The organism is Amycolatopsis nalaikhensis (genome assembly GCF_030264295.1).
GTDB lineage: Bacteria > Actinomycetota > Actinomycetes > Mycobacteriales > Pseudonocardiaceae > Amycolatopsis > Amycolatopsis nalaikhensis.
Genome location: NZ_CP127173.1, coordinates 10,566,658 through 10,585,346, shown reverse-complemented (window position 1 = coordinate 10,585,346; position 18,689 = coordinate 10,566,658). Strand labels below are relative to the sequence as shown.

Here is an 18,689-nt window from a genome sequence, read left to right as displayed (position 1 = left end):
GCGCGCTCCAGTGCCCGCGGCGGTGGTCCCGGCCAGGCTGTATGCCATGGCAGACAAGGGAAATCCGCTGGTCACGCTCCGGTCGTGGCACCGCCCGCTGGTGGTGCTCGCCGGGGTGATGGGTGTGCGCGGCGTCGCTGCTCGACCTGCTCCTCGATGATCGCACGCTGGTCAATGCGCCGATCTGACGCTGGCTTGGCTTCTGGCGCACGTGCGTGCTGCAGATGATCTTCCGCGATCACACGCTGCACTTCACCAAGGCGACCCCGGCCGACGTGATGATCAGCAACGTCGTCGCGGGTGGCGCGTACGCGGCGTGGCTGATGACCGCCGCCGTCGTCGTGCTGCTGCTGGTCCAGCGCCTCCCGGACCGGGCGCTGAACTCGGCGTTGCGCTGGGGGACGGGCCTGGCGCTGGCCGGGATGGGCGTCGCGATGCTGATGTTCTCGCCCTCGCCGGCCCAGCAGGCGGTGCTCGACGCGGGCGGCAAGCCCTCGACGTTCGGCGCGCACTCGGTCGGCGTCGAGGACGGCGGTCCCGGCCTGCCCGTGCTGGGCTGGAGCACAGTCGGCGGCGACCTGCGGATCCCGCACTTCGTCGGCGTCCACGGCCTGCAGGTGCTGCCGCTGGTCGCGTTCGGACTGCTCCTGCCGGCCCGCCGGTACGCGGTGCTCTCGGACGACGTCGTCCGTCGTCGCCTGGTTCGGATCGCCGGTGCGGGCTACGCGGGTCTGCTGGTGCTGCTGACCTGGCCGGCGCAGCGCGGCCAGTCGATCGTCCACCCGGACTTCTGGACCCTGACCGCGGGTTTCGCGGCGGGCGCGGTGGTGCTCCGGCCTTCTGCCGAAATTCTGAGATCCGTCCGGTAGACCGGGACGCCCGGGCGAAAGGCGGTCGAGATGGTCCACCCGCAGGCACTGCTGGACGAGCTGGAGCGCGCGCCGGAGGTTCCCGCGTTCGAACACGGCGCGCGCGTCACGGCACGCGGCGAGCTGCGGGAGCTGATCGGCCGGTTCGCCGCGGGCCTGCGGGCGGCCGGGCTGGGTCCGGGCGACGGCGTCGGGCTCGCGACGGCGGTGACGCCGGAGGGGTTCGCGGCGCTGATGGCGGTGCACGTGCTCGGCGCCCGCGCGGTCGCGGTGCGGCCCGGCCTGCCGGAAGCCCAGCTGCGGCACATACTCGCCGACGTCGCGGCGGTGGTCGCGGACGAGCCGCTGAAAGCCGACGTGCCGGTGCTTTCGGTGGCCGCCTTGGCGGCGACCCCGTACGCCGAGCCCGTGCCGCAGGGGCGGCTGGACGACGTCGCGACGGTGGTGTTCACCAGCGGCAGCACCGGCGTGCCGAAGGGCGTGGCCTACAGCTACCGAGCGCTGACCGAAGGCCGCGTGTGGCGCGCCCCGGTGCCCGGCTCGGCCCACGCGCGGCTCGGCGCGGGATTCGGCCGGTACCTGCTGTTCGGGACGCTCGCCAGCGCGGTGATGGTCGAGCAGCTGGGGGTGACGCTGCTCGCGGGCGGCACAGCGGTGATCCCTTCGGAGCCGCCGGACTTCCCGTGGATCCTGCCCCGGCTGCGGATCACCGCGGCGCTGATGACCGTGCCGCGCCTGCACCAGGTCCTGGGCGTGCTGCGGGAATCCGACGTCGACCTCAGTGGGGTGCGCGTGCTGATCGTCGCGGGGTCACCGGTGCCGCCGCACCAGCTGGCCGAGGCGGCCGAGCGGATCGGGCCCGCGATGCATCACGCGTACGGGCAGACCGAGACGGGGATGCTGACGATCTGCCGGGCCGACGAGGGGCCGGGGTCGGTCGGAAAGCCGTGCGACACGGTGGAAATCTCGGTGCGCGACGGCGAGGTCTGGGTGCGCACGCCGTCGGCGTTCTCGGGGTATTGGCGTGACCCCGAGACGACGGCCGAGGTGCTGCGCGACGGCTGGGTGCGCACGCAGGACCTCGGGTTCGTGGACGCGGAGGGGTACTTGCACCTGTCGGGTCGCGCGCGGGACGTGGTGATCGTGAACGCGGTCATCCACTACACGGGCCCGATCGAGCGGGCGATCGCGGCGCACCCGGACGTGGACCAGGCGTACGTGGTGGCGGTGCCGGACGAGCGGACCGGCGAGGCGGCGCACGCGTTCGTCGTTCCGGCGCCGGGGCGGGAGCCGGACCTGGCGGCGGTGCGCAAGGCGGTGGCGGCCGAGCTGGGGGAGGCCGCGGTCCCGGCGCGGTTCAGCTTCGTGGGGGCGGTTCCGGTTGCCCCGTCTGGGAAACCGGACAAGGCGGCGCTGCGGCGGTCTATTGTGGACTAGGTTCCGGCGCGCAGGTCGGTGATCACCTTGGCGACCCGCCGCTGCCGCGTCTCCTCCGTCTTCGCCTGGCCGATCGGCAGCACGAACCGCTGTTTCGCGCTGTACGAAAGGGTTTCGAACCGGGCGCGGGCGGTCTCGTCGGCCGCCAGGGCGGCGGCGAGGTCGGCCGGGATCTCCAGTTCGCGCGGTGCCGTGTCGAGGGCGATCTCCACCTCGACGTCGTCCCCGGCGGCGACACCGGCTTTCTCCCGGTTCTCGGCGCTCAGCGGAACCAGGAACCGCCCGCCTCGGCTCGCGACCGTCGTGCGGTACGTGTGCCCGCCGAGCGTCACCGTGACCGCCGGTTTCTTGCCGGCGCCAAGTGCCTCGACGACGTCGTCGGGTACCGGGAGGCCGGTCGCCGTCTTGCCGCCGAGCAAGACCGTGGTGCGGAACTTCATGGGAGCGAGTATGCCCCGTGGAGGCCGCCCGGGGTGCGGCCTCCACGGGGTGCGGGTCAGACGCCCGCGGTCTGCTGGATCCAGGTGCGGCTCGAGGCGATGCTCGCGTAGTTCTGCGTGCCCTGCGGGTTCGAACCGGAGTTGCTGCCCGTGGAGCACACCCCGACCTGGACACCGTTGGAGAGCTGCGGGCCGCCCGAGTCGCCGTGCCACGCCGAGCCGTCGATGCCTCGGCTGGCGATCGCCGTGCCGCCGTACGCGTCGGAGCTGAGGCCCGTCACGCGCACGTTGGCGGTCTTCAAGGTGCTCGACGGCGGGCTGCTGCCCTGCGTGCGGCCCCAGCCGTAGATCTGGTTGGTGGAGCCGGTCGGTGGGTTGCCGGTGCCGAGCTTCATGTACGTCGTGTTCACCGCCGTCGTGAGGTGCAGCAGGGCGATGTCGCCGTTGGGCGAGGCCTTCTGCTGGTCGACGTTGGCGTTCGTGCCCTGCTGGAGCGTCACGCTGCCGACCTTGACGTGCATGCCCGGCGAGTTCAGGCAGTGCCGGGCGGTGAGCACCCACTGCGGGGCGATGATCGTCCCCGAGCACTCGAACCCGCCGTAGGTGGTGACGTTGTTCCAGTAGATCTGGGCGCCCCACGGCGCGGACGACACGGTGGTCCCGCCGATGATGTCCTGCTGGGCGTCCGCGACCCCCGCTGAGACCACGCTCAGCACCGCGGCGGCACCCACCGCGGCGACAGCCCTCGACATTCTCATGAAAATGCCCTTCGGCCAGGTGATCCGGAGACTCGTCCCGAACGGAACGACCAGCTCACGCTAGGAGCCGTGAAGGATTTTCGGAACCTACCGAAGTCGGTAACCGGTTCAGGGACAGGTCTGCGCGACGCGGGGGTCGTAGTCGTAGCGCAGGCCCGTCCGGCCGACGGCGTGGACGAAGTTCCGCCAGAAGCGTCCGGCGGTCAGCGGTGCCCGGACCGATTCCAGCATTTCCGGGTTGTGCCGGCAGGCCAAGGTGCGGCGGATCGCGTCGAGGCTCCCGACCGTGAAGTCGCCTTGTGCGATCAGTTCGGCCGGGGTTCCCCGGGCGAACTGGGCGGCTTCCCACGCGGCGCCCGCGTACTTGTTGTGGCCGATCCGGCGGGTCGGGTACGGCGTGGTGTGCGCGGCGACCGGGTTGGCGAGGCCGATCGGGTCGTGGACCCACATGTCGAGCGGGAGGAGCATGCCGGGGCCGCCGATGTTGAAGAAGGTGGCGATGGTGCGCCCGTTGGTCGAGGGGTAGCGGTGCCAGCCGCCTTCCTTGCTCTGGACGAGGATTGCGGGTGACCGGTCGGTGGCGAGCATGGCGTTGATCGGGCGGGCGATGGCGGTGAACTCGTCGAAGTCCTCGGCCAGGATCGGGTGTGCGTGGTGGCTGGCGGCGACGTAGGCGACTCGTTCGTCGGCGATGGTCACGGTCTCGTCGACGGGCTTGCCGGCGGTGGCGAAGTCGGTGCGCAGCCATCCGGTGGCGACGATCGCCCAGACGCCGAGGGCGAGGGCGGGCACCACGGTCGCGCGAGTCAGCCGGACGACCATGATCGGCAGCATGAGGCTGAACAGGGCGGGCAGCAGCATCCGGCCGTGCATGAAGTCGCCGCCGACACGGATCACGTAGAGCGCCAGGGCGATCCCGCCGAGCAGGGACACGGCCACGACGATCACCACCGGCCGGTCGATCCGGGCCCGCCGCAGCGTGAGCCCGCCGAGGACGGCGCACAGGACGAGGGGAATCCACAGGTAGTACGGGCCGGTGAAGTCGGCCAGGTAGTCCCAGCCGCGGCTCCACATCGCGTTCGAGGCTTCCTTGACCAGCGCGGTGTTGGGGGTGAGCAGGCCGTAGTAGCCCATGCGGAAGATCTGGTAGGCGATCGGCAGGGCCGCGGCCGCGGCCGCCCAGAGCAGGGCGCGGCGCCAGCCCCGCCATTCCAGCAGCAGCAGGCCGAGGCCGGCGAAGGCGCTGAACAGAGCCAGGTCGGGGCGGACCAGCACGCCCAGGCCGATGACGAGCGCGGTGACCGCCACCGGGCACGCGGGCGTGCGGCGTGCGTGCCGGACGAGCAGCCACCAGGTCGTGCCCAACCACAGGGTGATCAGGCCGGTTTCGAGGCCCGAGGTGGCGAAGTCGCGAAACGGCGGCAGCGCGATGAGCACGAGCACACCGGCCGGGGCGACGATGGTGGAGCGGGTGGGACCGGCCAGCCGGCGAGTGCCGTCGAGCGCGAGCAGCAGGCCGCCGATCGAGCAGAGCAGGCCCAGGATCACGGCGAGCCACTCCAGCCGCAGGCCGGGGATCCAGCCGAACGCGACCAGCAGATAGGTCCAGAGCGTGCTGGTGTTGGACTCGACCCGCTCGCCGACGTTGAAGACCGGACCGTTGCCCGCGAGGATCTGCCGGACCGTGCGCAGGACGATCAGCCCGTCGTCACTCATCCAGCGCCGGTTCCAGGCGAGCACGGCGAACACCGCGACGGTGACGCCCAGCACGAACCAGTTCCAGATTCGCGCCCGATGACGCCGGCCGGGTTCGGGCTGTTCGGCGTGCGCGCCGGCGGACGCGTCGGCGACGGTAGTGCTCATCTGCGGGAAGCTCCTAGGGCCCAGGGGGCGGGGTGCGCGGCTCCGGGCGAACACCCGCCGCTCGGTGCGAGGCTACCGGTCGCGCGAAAACGGGCTCGGGCCGGGAATCTCCCGGCCCGAGCCCGTCGGGGTCCTACAGGATCGTGATCGCCCGTGGTGCCGGGACTTCGCTGTTGTAGGCGAAGTTGTCGTGCCACTTGACGCTGTCTCCGGCGAACTTGGTGCCGTCGGAGGTGGCGACGTAGACGTCGGCGGCGGTGCCGCGGGTGAAGGTGGCGATGTCGTCCTTGCCGTCGCCGGTGAAGTCGCCGACGGCGGGAATCTCGTCGTTCGCCGCGAAGTGGTCGTGCCACTTGACGGTGGTGCCGACGAACTTGGTGCCGTCGGAGGTGGCGACGTAGACGTCGGCGGCGGTGCCGCGGGTGAATACCGCGATGTCGTCCTTGCCGTCACCGGTGAAGTCCCCGATCGCGGGAATTTCGGCGTTGAAGGCGAAGTTGTCGTGCCACTTCACCCCGTTGCCGATGAACTTGGTGCCGTCGGAGGTGGCGACGTAGACGTCACCGGTGGTTCCGCGGGTGAAGACGGCGACGTCGTCCTTGCCGTCGCCGGTGAAGTCGCCGACGTAGGGCAGCTCGGCGCCGAAGCCGAAGTCGCCGTGCCACAGGGAGCTCGCCCCGAACTTGGTGCCGTCCGAAAGCGCGACATAGACGTCACCGGCGGTGCCCAAGGTGAAGGTGGCGATGTCGTCCTTGCCGTCACCGTTGAAGTCCCCGACCGCGGGGATCTCGCCGTTGGCGGCGAAGTAGTCGTCCCACATCACGCCGTTGCCGTCGAACTTGGTCCCGTCCGAAAGGGCGACGTAGACGTCGGCGGTGCTGCCGCGGCTGAAGGTGGCCACATCCGCCTTGCCGTCGCCGTTGAAGTCACCGGACAGGGGGATTTCCGTGCCGACCGAAAACCGGTCGTGCCACAGGGTGCTGGTGCCGTTGAACTTCGTCCCGTCGGATGCCGCCGCGTAGACGTCGCCGGCGCTGCCGCGGGTGAACGTGGCGATGTCGGCCTTGCCGTCACCGGTGAAGTCGGTCAGCGACCGCGCTCCCGTGACCTCCGTGAACAGCGGGCTCGCCGCGCCGTTCGATGCGACCACGAGGTACGACCACGTCTTGCGGGACGTCGCCGAGTGCAGGAAGGTGCTCGCCTTCGTGGTCCCGATGAGCTGCGTCGCGCTGTTGGTCGCCGGGCCGGAGGAGTTCGCGTAGATGGAGTAGGTCGCGTCGTCGGAGGCGGCCAGCGGGGTCCAGGACAGCGTGACGCCGTGACCGACGGCCTTCGCGGTGCCGGTGATCGCCTGGGCGCGGATCCAGCTGCTCAGGTCGTCGACCCGGACGCCGGTCGTGCCCTGCTGGGTGCCCGTCTCGCCGAAGCAGCCGTGCTGCCAGGACCGGCCCGCCACCGCGACCACGGTGCCGTCCGCGCGGACGAGCGGCGCACCCGCGTCGCCCTTGCAGGCGTCGCCGTCGGTCCCGGTGAGCGACAGCGTCGTCGCGGTGCTCGCGGCGACCGTGAACTTGCCGCTGTGCGCTTCGTTCGGCACCCAGTCGGTCGCGGTCCGGCCCCAGCCGGTGAGCGTCAGCTCGTCCGACGCGCCCAGCACCCCCGCGGCCGTGCCGAGCGCGACCGGGGTGACGTCGGTGATCGTGGTGTCCAGCCGGACCAGCGCGACGTCGCGGTCGGTGCGGGGCACCACGGCCGTCACCTTCGCGACGTGGCCGCCCACCGTGACGCTGACGGGCTTCGCCGGCGGGTTTTCGGGGAAGCAGTTCGCGGCCGTGAGGACCAGCGTGGGTTCGACGAGCGCGCCGCTGCAGGCGCGGCCTTCGGTGGTGATCTTGGCGGCGAAGCCGGAGCCGGTGGCGGCGGGGCCGGGGACGGCCGCGGCGGGGACGGTGGTCAGCAGCCCGACCGCCAGTACCGCGGCCGAGACCGTCGCGGTTCTCGATGTGCGCATGGAGTGCGTCCTCTCAGCCTGCGAGCGCGCAGGAGTCGGGTGCGGAGGTCACGTGGATCTTGGTGTTCCAGCCCGAGCCGATGGTCACGCCCATGTGGTCCGGACCGGACGGCGCCCACGTGTCGGTGTTGTCGGAGTGGCGGTACCAGCGCAGGACCGGGCCGGGCTGGCCGTCCCACGGGCTGGTGCCGGTGCTGCCGCGGCCGTACAGGATGTCGGCGCCCGGCGAGAAGATCTCGCTGAACATCTGCCAGCCGACGCCGACCGGCTTGTCCTTCTGGGTCCACGACGACGTCGCGAAGTCGTACTTGAAGCGGAACAGCTCGCCGGTCGGCTTCCGGGCGTAGAGCACGCCGTCCCCGGCCGCGGTGACCGAGTCGAACCGGCCCCAGCCGGTGTCGAGGACGTCGCCGACGCCGTTGACCCACTGGCCTGTCGCGTCGTCCCAGAGGTAGACCTTCAGGCGGCCCTGGTCGTCGACCATGAAGATCCGGTTCCGCTCGTCGACGGTGATCCGGTTCTTGTACTCGGCGGTCAGGTAGCGGTCCCAGCCACTGCCCACCTGGTTGCCGCCGCTCCACCCGGACGTCGTCGAGTACACCCAGCGCTTCAGGCTGCCGCTCGCGTACGGATCACCGGCACCGTGGTTGCGGTGGACGTCCCAGATGACGCCGCCGCGACCGGCCAGCGTCCGGCCGTCCCAGCCGGAGCCGATCGGGCTGCTCGGCTGCGACCAGCTGACCGCGCCGCCGGCGGGGTCGAGGTGGACGTAGCGCCACAGGCTGCCGTCGGCGCGGGCGTTCCAGATCGCGGCCCCGGCCGGGCAGGACACCGGCGTCGGCACGATCTGCTTGCCGATCCACGCGCCGAGGTCGTCGACGCGGGTTTCGGTGCCGCCCTGGCGGGTTTCGGTGACGTCGAGGCAGCCGTGCTGCCACGACGCGCTGCTCAGCGCCACGACCTCGGCCGTCCCGCCGCTCACCCGGAACGCGGGCCCGCCGGCGTCGCCCTTGCAGGTGTCGACGCCGTCGGCCGACGACACCGACACGGTGGCGCCGTCGACGCTCGAGACGGTGAAGGGCGCGACGCGTGGCCGCGCGGGCACCCAGTCGGTCGCGGTGCGGCCGAACCCGGCCACTTGCAGGGTTTCCCCGGCCCGCGGCGCGGTGGTGCCGACCGTCGCCAGCGTCACGCCGGTCGCGGCGGTCTCCAGCTTCGCGAGGACGACGTCGCGGTCGGTGCGGCGCACGACCTTGGCCACCTTCGTGGTGTGGCCCGCACCGGTGCCGAGGTCGACGTCGCCGACGGTGATCGTCGCGGCCTCGCTCGCCGCGCCGGACGCCGTCGGCGTCAGGCAGGTCGCGGAGGTGAGCAGCCACGACGGGTCGATCAGGGCGCCGGAACAGGCCTTGGTGGGCGTGGTGATCCGGGCCAGAAACGGGTGGGTGCCCACCGGGACGGTGGTGCCGCCGGACAGGGCGTCCGCGGGCGTCGCGGACAGGAGACCGGCGGCGAGCACCGTGGTGGACAGGGCGGTGAACCTGGTTCTGCCTCGTGGGCGCATTCGGGTTTCCCCCGGGTGGAAGGCCGCGTGTCCCGGTGACCGGGAAAGCGGCGGTGAACCGTCCGGCCGCGGCCGGACGAAACGGAACGCCGCGGCGGGGACGAATGCCGCAGCGGAGTTGCTCCGAATGCTCGGTCAGGCCGAGGCGCGCAGCTCGAGAAGTGTCGAAGGATCGGTTCCCGCGCCTTCGCCGATTCCGGTCCAGCCATTCTTGGCGACCGGGACCGTGCTGTTCTGGCCGTTGATCTCGACGGTCGCCTGCACGGTGTGGCTGTCGCCCTTGACCTGGTAGGCGTAGGGCACCTCGAGGCGCAGGTACCCGGTCGGCCCGGATACCTTGAAGCAGTAGTGGCCGGGGTCGGGGCTGTGGTCGGCGGAGTTGTACGCGTGGACCTCCAGCAGCCCGGACTGGCCGCACGGCGTGAGCGTGATGTGCCCGTCACCGCTGATCAGGGTCAGTGCGCGGTCCTGGAACACCTTCGCCGCGCCCGGGTAGGAGTAGTCCTCGACGATCGGCGGCGGTGTGTCGTCGGCGGTGGTCGCCGTGGTGGCGGACGAGACGCCGAAGGCCGAGCCGACGGCCGCCAGAGCGGCGCCTGCCGCGGCCACCGCGATGAAACGCGCGCGTGTGCGCATGATTCCCCCTGCGATCGGAAACAGACATGACCGGCCGGCGGCGAGCGCCGCGGCGGATGCGAATGAATGCGCCCGACCCCGAGCGGACGCGAACCGGACTCTAATCAGCCCGGCGCGGCGGCGTCAACAAATGTCCACCGGTTCGCCACGCCGTCCGGGAAATCTCTCGCCTGTGACGCTGCCCACACCCGAATGCGGCTTACGCACTGTTCCGCTCTTCTGCTACTTTTCGACGGCTTTGGGGGGAGATCCAGGGCGAAGGACGCGCGGAAAGCGCTCTCTGCCATTTTCGTGCGCACGGGGAAACTGTCGTCCACACCCGTGCGCGTCCCCCCGTCGCGGCCGGAATCGTGCGCACGGGAGGTCTGGGCGGGTGCGGGTCAAGAGATCGATCGCGGGGAGAGCGCGTGCCGCGCTCGCGGGCACGCTGGTGGCGGCGGTGGCGTCGGGCGCGGTGGCCGTGCCCGCGCGGGCGGCGGAGGCCGCCGGGCCGGGGGAACGCGCGCAGGTCGTCGCCCTCTGGCAGGCGGGCGGGCCGGCGACGAAGGACGCGGCGGCCGCGGCGCTGGTGGGCTCCGACGCCGAGGTGCACACCTTCCTGGCCACCGGCAAGGCCGTGGCGGCCGAGCACGACGACCGGATCCAGGTCAGCAGGCTGCTGACCGTGGCCGGGTCGGGCCTGCGGCGCGCGGCCCAGACCGCGTTGAACGGCACGGCGGCGGACGTGCACACGTTCCTGGCGACGGGCTGGCAGCAGCCGTGGCTCGACGACAACCGCGCGCAGGTGTCGCGGTACGTCGCCACCGGCGGGCACTGGGTCCAGGTCGCCGGGCAGAAGGCGTTGGACGGCACCGCGGACGACGTCCAGAAGTTCCTCGACTCCGGGCGGCAGCAGGCCCAGAACGACGACGACCGGATCAAGGTCAGCCAGCTGCTGACCACCGGCGGCCCGGAGGTGCAGAAGGCGGCCCAGCGGGCCCTCGACGGGACCGTCGAAGACATCCAGGCGTTCCTGGAGACCGGTTACGCGCTCGCGGCCGAACGCGACCAGGAGACCGCGACGGTCGCGCACCTCGCCGACCTCGCGCGGGACGCCGGCGCGCAGGCGGCCGCCCAGACGAAGCAGGCGCAGGACGCGGCCGACCGCGCGATCGCGGCGGCGCAGCGGGCGAAGGAAGCGGCTCAGCGGGCGGCGGCGGAAACCCAGGCGGCGCGCGATTCTTCGGTGCAGGCCGCGGGTGCGGCCGCCCGCGCGGCGAACGCGGCCCGAGGCGCCGCCGACGCCGCGAAGACCGCGATCGGCGCGGCGGCCGAGGCGAACCGCGCGTCGCGCGTCGCGGCGAACGCGGCGGCACAGGCCGCGACGGCGGCGTCGCTGGCGGAGCAGGCGTGTTCGCGGGCGTACTCGGCGGCATCGGCCGCGGCGGCCGACGGCGCCCACGCGGCGGAAGCGCGTCAGGCCGCGCAGGACGCGCGGAACGTGGCGGCGGGCGCGCGGGCGGCGGCGGACGCGGCGAACGCGGCCGGGCAGGCGGCGGACGCGTCGGGCCGGGCCGCGGGGGCGGCGCGCAGCGCGAGTTCGAACGCGGACGCGGCGGCGTCCGCGGCGGACGAGGCGGCGGGCTACGCGCGGTCGGCGGGGGCGAACGCGAGCCAGGCGGAGCAGGCGGCGGCGACGGCCCGCGCGGCGGCGGCCCGGGCGAACCGGGCGGCGAACGCGGCGGAGTCCCTGGCCGGCCAGGCCGCGGCGGCGGCCCGCCAGGCCCGCGACGCGGCGAACGCGTCGGCGGCCCACGCGGACGCGGCGGCGCTGGCGGCCGACCAGGCGGCCGCGGCGGCAGACCAGGCGAAGAAGGACGCGGACGCGGCGGCCCGTTACGCGGCATCGGCGAAGGCGTCGGCGGACACGGCGACGACGGCGGCGAACCAGGCGGCCCAGCTGGAGAAGACGTCGCGCGACGCGGACGCGGCGCGCCTGGAGGCCCAGAAGGACCAGGCGGTCGCGGACGCGGAAGCGGCGAAGCAGGCGGAGGACACCCGCAAGGCCGCGGGTGAGTGGAAGGCGGGGGAGGCGGCCGCGCGAGCGGCGGAAACCCAGCGCCTGCTGGAGGAAGCGGCGAACCCGGCGACGTCGCCGGAGACGGTGGTCCTCGACATCCGCAAGGCGGCGGTGCAGCTCCTGCAGAGCGGCGGCCCGTGGACCAAGTCGGCGGCCGCCTCGGCGCTGGCGGCCGACGCGGCGGGGCTGAAGCAGTTCCTGCGCACCGGGCTCGCCGCCGCGACCCAGCAGGACGACCGCACGAGCGTCGCGATCCTGCGGGACACCTCGGACAACACCCGGTTCCAGCAGGCCGCGCGCGACGCGTTCGCCGCGCCGTACCCGCAGGTCGCGGAATTCCTCCGGACGCGGGCGTACCCGGGCAAGGCCGACGACGACCGGCTCGCGGTCCAGCTGATCCTCAACACCGGCGGGCCCGCCACGAAGGAGGCGGCCAACCGGGCGCTCAGCGGCACCGTCGACGATATCGCGGAGTTCCTGCGCACCGGTCAGTACGTCGCGGCCGAGCACGACGACCGGATCGCCGTCACCCGCTTCCTCACCACCGGCGGGCCGGAAGTCCAGGCCGCCGCCCAGGCGGCGCTGTCCGGGCCGGTGTCCTCGCTGAAGAGTTTCCTGCGGATCGAGCAGTTCGACGCGCAGCAGCGGGACATCGACACCGCGACGCACGCGGCCGACGTCCACCGGTTCGTGACCGAGGCGGCGAGCATCGCGGCGACCGCCCGCGCCGACGCGGCCACCGCCGCGGAAGCCGCGGCTCGGGCGCGCAACGCCGCCGACGAAGCCACGCAGGCGGCGGCGGAAGCCCGCAAGCAGGCCGACCAGGCGAAGATCTACGCCGACCAGGCGCGGGAGTCCGCCGCGCAGGCCCAGCGCTCGGCCGACCAGGCCGCCCAGTCCGCGAGGGAGGCGCGGGGCGCGGCCCAGAACGCCCAGCGCGACGCCCGGGCCGCTGCTTCGTCGGCGACCCGCGCCAGGGCTTCCGCGGTGCGGGCCAACGACTCCGCCGCGGCCGCCCGGACCTACGCGGAGCAGGCGCGGGCTTCGGCGATCGCGGCCGGGAAGGACGCGGACGAAGCGGCCAAGGCGGCCGACGACGCCGCCCGGATCGCGGCGGACAAGCGGGCCGCCGAGGACGCGAAGAACCAGTCGGCCGGGTCCGGGACGGGCCCGCTGACCCCCGACGACGAGGCGGCCCTGCGGGCGGCGGGCGGCCAGGAGCTGGTCGACCAGTACAACCAGGCGAAGGCGCTCGCCGACAAGAGCATCATCGACTGGATCATCGAAAACGGCGGTCAGATCCTGATCGACCTGTTCATCGGCGGGATCAAGGCCTGCATCAACGACCCGGGCATCGTCAACTGCATCATGGGCGCGGTCGACATCGCGTCGCTCGGCCTGGCCGCGATCAAGGCGTTCGAGGTCGGCAAGGCGCTCTGGCGGGTGATCGCCGGCATCGGCAAGTTCGTCGACGACGTCGCCCGCGCCCGCACGTTCCTGGGGCGTGGCAAGGAGATCATCGAGGCGGCGCGGGTCGGGAACTGCTTCCCCGTCGGGACGATCGTGCGGACGGAGGCCGGGCCGAAACCGATCGAACAGGTCGCGAAGGGCGAACGGGTCTGGGCCAAGGACCCGGTGACCGGGCGGTCCCGGCTGCGGGCGGTCGTGGCGACGTTCACCAAGCGGGCCGACGCGCTCGTCGCGGTGTCGGTGGGCACGACCGTGGTCCGGGCCACCACCGAGCACCCGTTCTGGGTCACCGGGAAGGGCTGGACGCGGGCGGCCGACCTGCGGGCGGGCGACGAGCTCGACGCCGGGGACGGCGCGCCGGCGAGGGTGCAGCTCCCTGAGCCGGGAGAACAGCCCGGTCACGGTCTACAACTTCGAGGTCGACACCGACCACGACTACCGCGTCTCGGCGCGCGGGCTGCTGGTGCACAACACGTGCAAGCCGTTGCCGAACCAGCTGCCGGGCCGTCTCGAGCAGGAGCTGGCGGACGCCGCGCGGGTCAACGTGGCCCCGGTCCGGGCGGCGAACAGCGCCCAGCTCGACGCCGCACTCGCGCGGGCGGACCTGGAAGGTCAGCTCAAGTGGGCGATCCTCGAGGACGGTAGTCTCGTCGTGATGCCGCACACCGTCCAAGGGGTCGAGATCTCGCACGCCGTCCTCAGCGGCGGGCAGTCGGTCCGCGCGGCCGGTGAGGCCACCATCGCGGGCTCGGCGCAGACCGGGTACTTCGGGATCGAGATCTCCAGCCGCAGCGGGCACTTCGTCGGCAGCGACGAAGCGCTTTGGGAGCCGATCCGGCGGCTGGGCATGGAGGCGTTCGGGCAGCTGGGCATCCACTTCTGATGTCGGCCGAGCTGAGGCGCCTGGACGCGGTGCCGCTGCGGGACCGGTTCGAGTGGTGGCTGGCCGGGGGCAGGCTGCCCGACGACGCGGGGCCGAACGCCTGGCTGGGTGTGGTGCAGGTGCTGACCATGCCGCTCGTCCGGGAGCTGCGGTATCCCGCCGAGGCGGGGGAACGGCTGTCGCCGGCGGAGGTCGACAGGTTCCTGCGTGCCGTCGACGAGCTGTTCGTGTTCCTTGAACAGCGGCGGCTGATGGACGCGCACGAAGTGCTGACGCGGCGGCTCCTCCTGGCGGCCGCGCTCGGGGTGTCCGGCGTTTCGCTGCCGGACTCGCCGTTCGCGGCCGATCGGGTCGTGGCGCCCGTCGTCGCCGAGGTGACCCCGGAACGGCTGGCGGAGGCCGAACGGCTGAGCCCGGTCTGGACCACGCTGGAGCGCGCCGAGATCCTGCGGCTGCGGCACTTGAAACAGCTCATCCGGCTCACGCTCGACCTGCGTGAGCACCTCACCGACCCGGCGCTCGCCGCCACCGTGGCGAGCTGGCAGCCGGTCTTTTCCGCATTGCCTTGAGCAGTTCGCGAATGCCTCCGCACCGAACCGGTGGGGAGGCGTTCGCCGCACGCTGATCGATTCCGGAAGGGCGGGAACACATGAGACGCAGCCGGTCATGGCCGGGCGGACTCCGGGTGGTGGTGGCGCTGGCCGCCGCCGTCGCGCTCACCGCGGGGCTGGCCCCCGCCGCCGCGGCCGATGATCCACCGCCGTCGACCGACCGCCAGAAGCTCGTCGCGCTCCTGCGGACCGGCGGGCCTGTCGTGTCGCGGGCCGCCGAGGTGGCGTTGTGCGGCACCGACGACGACGTCCGGGCGTTCGTGACCACGGGGCTGGCGCGGATGCAGGAGGTCGAGGACCGCGTCTCGGCGCAGAAGATGCTGACCGCGGGCGGCCCGGCCACCCAGCACGCCGCGAACACCGCGCTGAGCGGGACGATCGGGGACGTCCGCGCGTTCCTCACCGGCGGCTGGCAGCAGCCGTGGCGCGACGACGTGCGCATCCAGGTCAGCAGGCTGCTCGCGGCGGCGACCGGCCCACGAGTGAAGGCCGCGGCCAACACGGCCCTCGACGGGACCACCGAAGCCCAGCTCGCGTTCCTGGAGACCGGCTGGCAGCAGGCGCAGGACGCCGACGACCGGATCGCCGTCCAGCTGCTGCTGAACACCGGTGGCCCCGAGGTGCGGAAGGCCGCGAACCAGGCGCTGTCCGGGACCATCGAGAGCGTGCGCGAGTTCCTGCGCACCGGCTACCAGGTGGCGACGCAGCGGGACGCCGAAACGCTGTCCGTCAGCGCCCTCGCCGGGCTGGCCCAGGGCGCTCAGGCCCGCTCGGCCGTGCAGACCCAGGCCGCGAAGGACGCGGCCGACCAGGCGGTGGCGGCGGCCGCGGCCGCGAAGGCCGCCGCGCAGACCGCGGCCGAGGAGACCCGGCAGGCCCAGGGCTCGGCCGCGCAGGCGGCGAGCGCCGCCGGCCGCGCGGCCGATGCCGCGAACCGGGCGGCCCAGGCCGCGCAGAAGGCGATCAACGCCTCCGCCGCCGCGGCCAGTGCCGCGCGGGAAGCCTCACACGCCGCCAGCCAGGCCGCGTGGGCCGCGTCGATGGCGGGTCAGGCCGCCGCCCGGGCCCGCAACGCCGCCGCGGCCGCCGCCACCGACCGCGGTCAGGCCGACGCCGCTCGCGACGCGGCGCAGAAGGCGCGGGACGCCGCCATCGGCGCGCGCACCGCCGCGGACGCCGTCGCCCAGGCCGTCGAAGCGGTCCGGCAGGTTTCGGTGGCCGCGCAGGCCGCAGCGGCCGCGGCCGGGGACGCCGCGGCCGCCGCTCAGGCGTCGCGCGACGCCGGGGGCTGGGCGCAGCAGGCGGGCGCGAGCCCGCCGAGGCGGCGAACGCGGCCGACCGCGCCCAGCGCAACGCCGACGAGGCCCGGCGCGCCGCCGGGGTCGCGCTCGCGCTGGCCAACGACGCGGCCACCTTCGCGGGTCAGGCCCGGCAGGCGGCCGCCGACGCCGCCGTCCACGCCGACGCCGCGGCGAAGGCGGCCGACGACGCCGCGCTGCACGCCGGGGAGGCGGCAGGGGCCGCGGACCGCGCGCAGGCCGCCGCGGACGAGGCGAAGAACGAGGCGGACAGCGCGCAAGCCGCCGCGGACCAGGCGAAGAACACCGCCGAACTCGCGCGCAAGGTGGACGCCGAACGGCTGGCGCAGCAGCAGTCCCAGGCCGTGCGGGACGCCGAAGAAGCCCGGCGGGCCGAGGCGGCCGGCGTCGCCAGTCCACAGTGGACGGCGGGGGTCGCCGAGCAGGTCGACGCGGCCACGCGGCAGCTGCTGACCGAGGCCGCCGACCCGGCCACGGCACCGGACACCGCGGTCGCCGACGGACGGCGCGCCGCGGTCGCGCTCTGGCACAGCGGCGGCCCGAAGGTACGGCTCGCGGCTTCGGCCGCGCTCGGCGGCACCGAAGCGGAGGTTTTGGCCTTCGCGCGGTCCGGTGTCGCCGCGGCGGTCGAACAGGACGACCGGTTCAGCGTCACCGTGATCGCCGGGACGACGACGGTCCCCGCCCAGCGCGACGCCGCCAACGCGGCCAACGCCGGCAGCTACGACCAGGTCAAGGAGTTCCTCCGGACCCGGGCCTACCCGCACAAGGACGACGACGACCGGGTGGCGGTCCAGAAGATCCTCGACAAGGGTGGGCCGATCACCCGTGACGCGGCCAACGCGGCCCTGTCCGGGACGGCCGAAGACGTCCGGGCGTTCCTCGCCACGGGCCGCTACCGGGCCGCCGAGGACGACGACCGCGTCGCCGTCCAGAAGATCCTCGACGCCGGCGGTCCCGAGGTCCGCGCGGCGGCCAACGCGGCGTTGTCCGGGCCGTGGTCGACGGTGCGGAAGTTCCTGCAGGCCGGCCAGTTCGACGCGGCGCTGCGGGACGCGGCGGCCGCCGAGCACGTCGCCCAGGTCAACGGGTACGTCGCCGACGCGGCGCTGGCCGCGGCCCTCGCGCGGCAGAACGCCGCCTTGGCGGCCCAGTCGGCGGCGACCGCGCGGGGCGCGGCCGACGAGGCGAACCGGTGGGCCGAGCAAGCACGGGCGTCGGCGGACCAGGCGGCGCAGTTCGCCGCGCAGGCGAAGGAGTCGGCCGACCAGGCGAGCCGGTCGGCGGCGCAGGCGGCGTTCTCCGCGAAGCAGGCCCGTGACGCGGCCGCGGCCGCGCAGGGAAGTGCCACGGCAGCGAAGAACTCAGCCGCCCACGCCGCCCAGTCGGCCGCGCTGGCGGCACAGTACGCGGCGGCGGCGCGGGCGTCGGCCGCGCAGGCGCTCGCGGACTCGCTGGCGGCCGGCCGGTCCCTGCTGGAAGCCAGCCAGGCCGCGGCGGCCGCGCAGAACGCGGCGGTCGAGAAGCAGCGCGAAGAGGCCACCCGTCAGGCCGTGACCGGCATGCGGGACGCGGTCCAGCAGCTGCGCGACCAAGCCGCGGCGGCGGTCGGGTCCCGCCCGGAGCTGGCCGGGTTGCGCGACGCGGCCGACCGCGTCCTGGCGCTGATCGACGCGATGGCCCAGGGCTCGCTCGACTTCGTGCGCGACCACGCCGGCGAGCTGCTGGCGCTCATCGCGCACCTGCTCGAGGTCGGCGGGGGGATCGGGCTGGCGGTCGCCGGGGCGGGCGAGGTCGCCGCCGGCGCGGCGACGTGCGGCGAGGAGATCGCCGGCGCGACCGCGGCCGGCGCGCTCCTCGGGTTGCCCGAGGGCGGCGTCGGAGCCATTCCCGGTGGTGCGATCGGGTTCCTCGGCGGGCTGGTCGCCTGCGTGTTCACCGGTGGCCCGGCGATCGCGGGCGGGATCGCGTCGATCCTCGGCGGGCTGGCCATGGCGATGGACGGCATCAAGGGCGCGGCGGACGACGTCGGGAAGCTCGCGCAGAACAAGGGACCGCTCGAAGGCAGCAAAGACGTCAAGGTCTTCGACCCGGCCGTGCCGAACAACGGCCGCATGATCACCGACATCGACCACGTCGAGGCCGGGGTGCTGTGGGAGGAGAAGTCCGCGACCTGGGCCGGCGACGTGCCGGGCTGGGTGGACAAGCAGGTGACCGCGAAGCTCGAGTCCTACCTGGAGGCGCGTTCGGTGAGCCCGGAGCTGGCCGGGTACCGTGACGCCCCGATCGGGTTGCGGATGACCACACCCGGCGTGGAGGCCCCGCTGCGCGAGGCGATCGAGAACGCGGTGAGCGGCTTCCGCAACGCCCACCCGGGCGTGACCGTCTACCTGGAGTTTTTCTGAGTGAGCTACGTATTCGACGTCGACGGCGAGGTCGTCTGGAGCCCGGCGCTCCGGATCGGCAAGCTGTTCATGGACATGGCCGGGACACTGGCGGCCGACGCCGGGACCGACCTCGCCGCGGCCGGGTTCACGATGAACGCGAGTGACTACTACTACGTGGACCCGGTGGCGCTGGGCGGCTTCGTCCGGACGCTGCTGGCGGGGTCGGTGGTCACCAATCCCGTGTACAAGGAGCTGGCGCGCGGCTTCCTTGTCGCGTGCCTGGTTCTCCTGGAGCGGACCGGGGTGGTCCTGGAACCGGCGGACGAGGCCCAGCGGGACCTGTTCGACGCCCGGGCCGAACTCGCGCGGCTGATGTAGCCCG

Annotated in this window: 14 protein-coding genes; 8 read left to right on the top strand and 6 right to left on the bottom strand. The window is 73.6% G+C overall.

What is annotated here, in order from left to right; translation table 11 throughout:
- Positions 1-215 precede the first annotated feature (215 nt).
- Positions 216-869, top strand: coding sequence for a hypothetical protein (locus QP939_RS51330; protein WP_434219622.1), 654 nt, complete (start codon positions 216-218; stop codon positions 867-869).
- Between the two features lie 30 nt (positions 870-899).
- Positions 900-2,306, top strand: a complete 1,407-nt coding sequence (locus QP939_RS51325; RefSeq protein ID WP_285454273.1) for a class I adenylate-forming enzyme family protein — start codon at positions 900-902, stop codon at positions 2,304-2,306.
- Here QP939_RS51325 and QP939_RS51320 read toward each other — a convergent pair.
- The 6 genes from QP939_RS51320 to QP939_RS51295 form a co-directional block, all read right to left on the bottom strand.
- Positions 2,303-2,746 (bottom strand): YdeI/OmpD-associated family protein, encoded by a 444-nt coding sequence (locus tag QP939_RS51320; protein ID WP_285454272.1) that lies wholly within the window; start codon positions 2,744-2,746, stop codon positions 2,303-2,305. The two genes, QP939_RS51325 and QP939_RS51320, sit on opposite strands and share 4 nt — an antisense overlap.
- Before the next feature lie 56 nt (positions 2,747-2,802).
- Positions 2,803-3,498: a S1 family peptidase gene (locus tag QP939_RS51315; RefSeq protein WP_285454271.1), complete on the bottom strand. Its 696-nt coding sequence runs from the start codon at positions 3,496-3,498 to the stop codon at positions 2,803-2,805.
- Between the two features lie 114 nt (positions 3,499-3,612).
- Positions 3,613-5,367 (bottom strand): arabinofuranosyltransferase AftB family protein, encoded by a 1,755-nt coding sequence (locus QP939_RS51310; RefSeq protein WP_285454270.1) that lies wholly within the window; start codon positions 5,365-5,367, stop codon positions 3,613-3,615.
- A 133-nt stretch (positions 5,368-5,500) separates the two neighbouring features.
- Positions 5,501-7,378, bottom strand: coding sequence for an FG-GAP-like repeat-containing protein (locus QP939_RS51305; RefSeq protein ID WP_285454269.1), 1,878 nt, complete (start codon positions 7,376-7,378; stop codon positions 5,501-5,503).
- 13 nt (positions 7,379-7,391) lie between these two features.
- A complete protein-coding gene (locus tag QP939_RS51300; RefSeq protein ID WP_285454268.1) occupies positions 7,392-8,942 on the bottom strand; it encodes a tachylectin-related carbohydrate-binding protein in 1,551 nt (516 codons plus the stop codon).
- Between the two features lie 135 nt (positions 8,943-9,077).
- Complete coding sequence (locus tag QP939_RS51295; RefSeq protein ID WP_285454266.1) at positions 9,078-9,578, bottom strand: hypothetical protein; 501 nt, start codon at positions 9,576-9,578, stop codon at positions 9,078-9,080.
- Positions 9,579-9,951: 373 nt separating this feature from the next.
- Between QP939_RS51295 and QP939_RS51290 the strand changes: the two genes are divergently transcribed.
- The 6 genes from QP939_RS51290 (at position 9,952) to QP939_RS51265 (ending at position 18,685) form a co-directional block, all read left to right on the top strand.
- A complete protein-coding gene (locus QP939_RS51290) occupies positions 9,952-13,752 on the top strand; it encodes a polymorphic toxin-type HINT domain-containing protein (RefSeq protein ID WP_285454264.1) in 3,801 nt (1,266 codons plus the stop codon).
- Positions 13,753-13,762: 10 nt separating this feature from the next.
- Positions 13,763-13,990, top strand: a complete 228-nt coding sequence (locus QP939_RS51285; protein ID WP_285454263.1) for a hypothetical protein — start codon at positions 13,763-13,765, stop codon at positions 13,988-13,990.
- The gene (locus QP939_RS51280) at positions 13,990-14,559 is read left to right on the top strand and encodes a hypothetical protein (protein ID WP_285454262.1); all 570 of its coding nucleotides are present in this window, start codon (positions 13,990-13,992) and stop codon (positions 14,557-14,559) included. Before QP939_RS51285 ends, QP939_RS51280 begins: the two co-directional genes overlap by 1 nt.
- Positions 14,560-14,639: 80 nt before the next feature.
- Positions 14,640-16,373: an ALF repeat-containing protein gene (locus QP939_RS51275; RefSeq protein ID WP_285454261.1), complete on the top strand. Its 1,734-nt coding sequence runs from the start codon at positions 14,640-14,642 to the stop codon at positions 16,371-16,373.
- The gene (locus QP939_RS51270) at positions 16,265-18,325 is read left to right on the top strand and encodes an ALF repeat-containing protein (protein WP_285460042.1); all 2,061 of its coding nucleotides are present in this window, start codon (positions 16,265-16,267) and stop codon (positions 18,323-18,325) included. Before QP939_RS51275 ends, QP939_RS51270 begins: the two co-directional genes overlap by 109 nt.
- Complete coding sequence (locus tag QP939_RS51265) at positions 18,326-18,685, top strand: DUF6086 family protein (RefSeq protein ID WP_285454260.1); 360 nt, start codon at positions 18,326-18,328, stop codon at positions 18,683-18,685. It abuts the gene before it with no gap.
- The last annotated feature ends 4 nt before the right edge of the window (positions 18,686-18,689 follow it).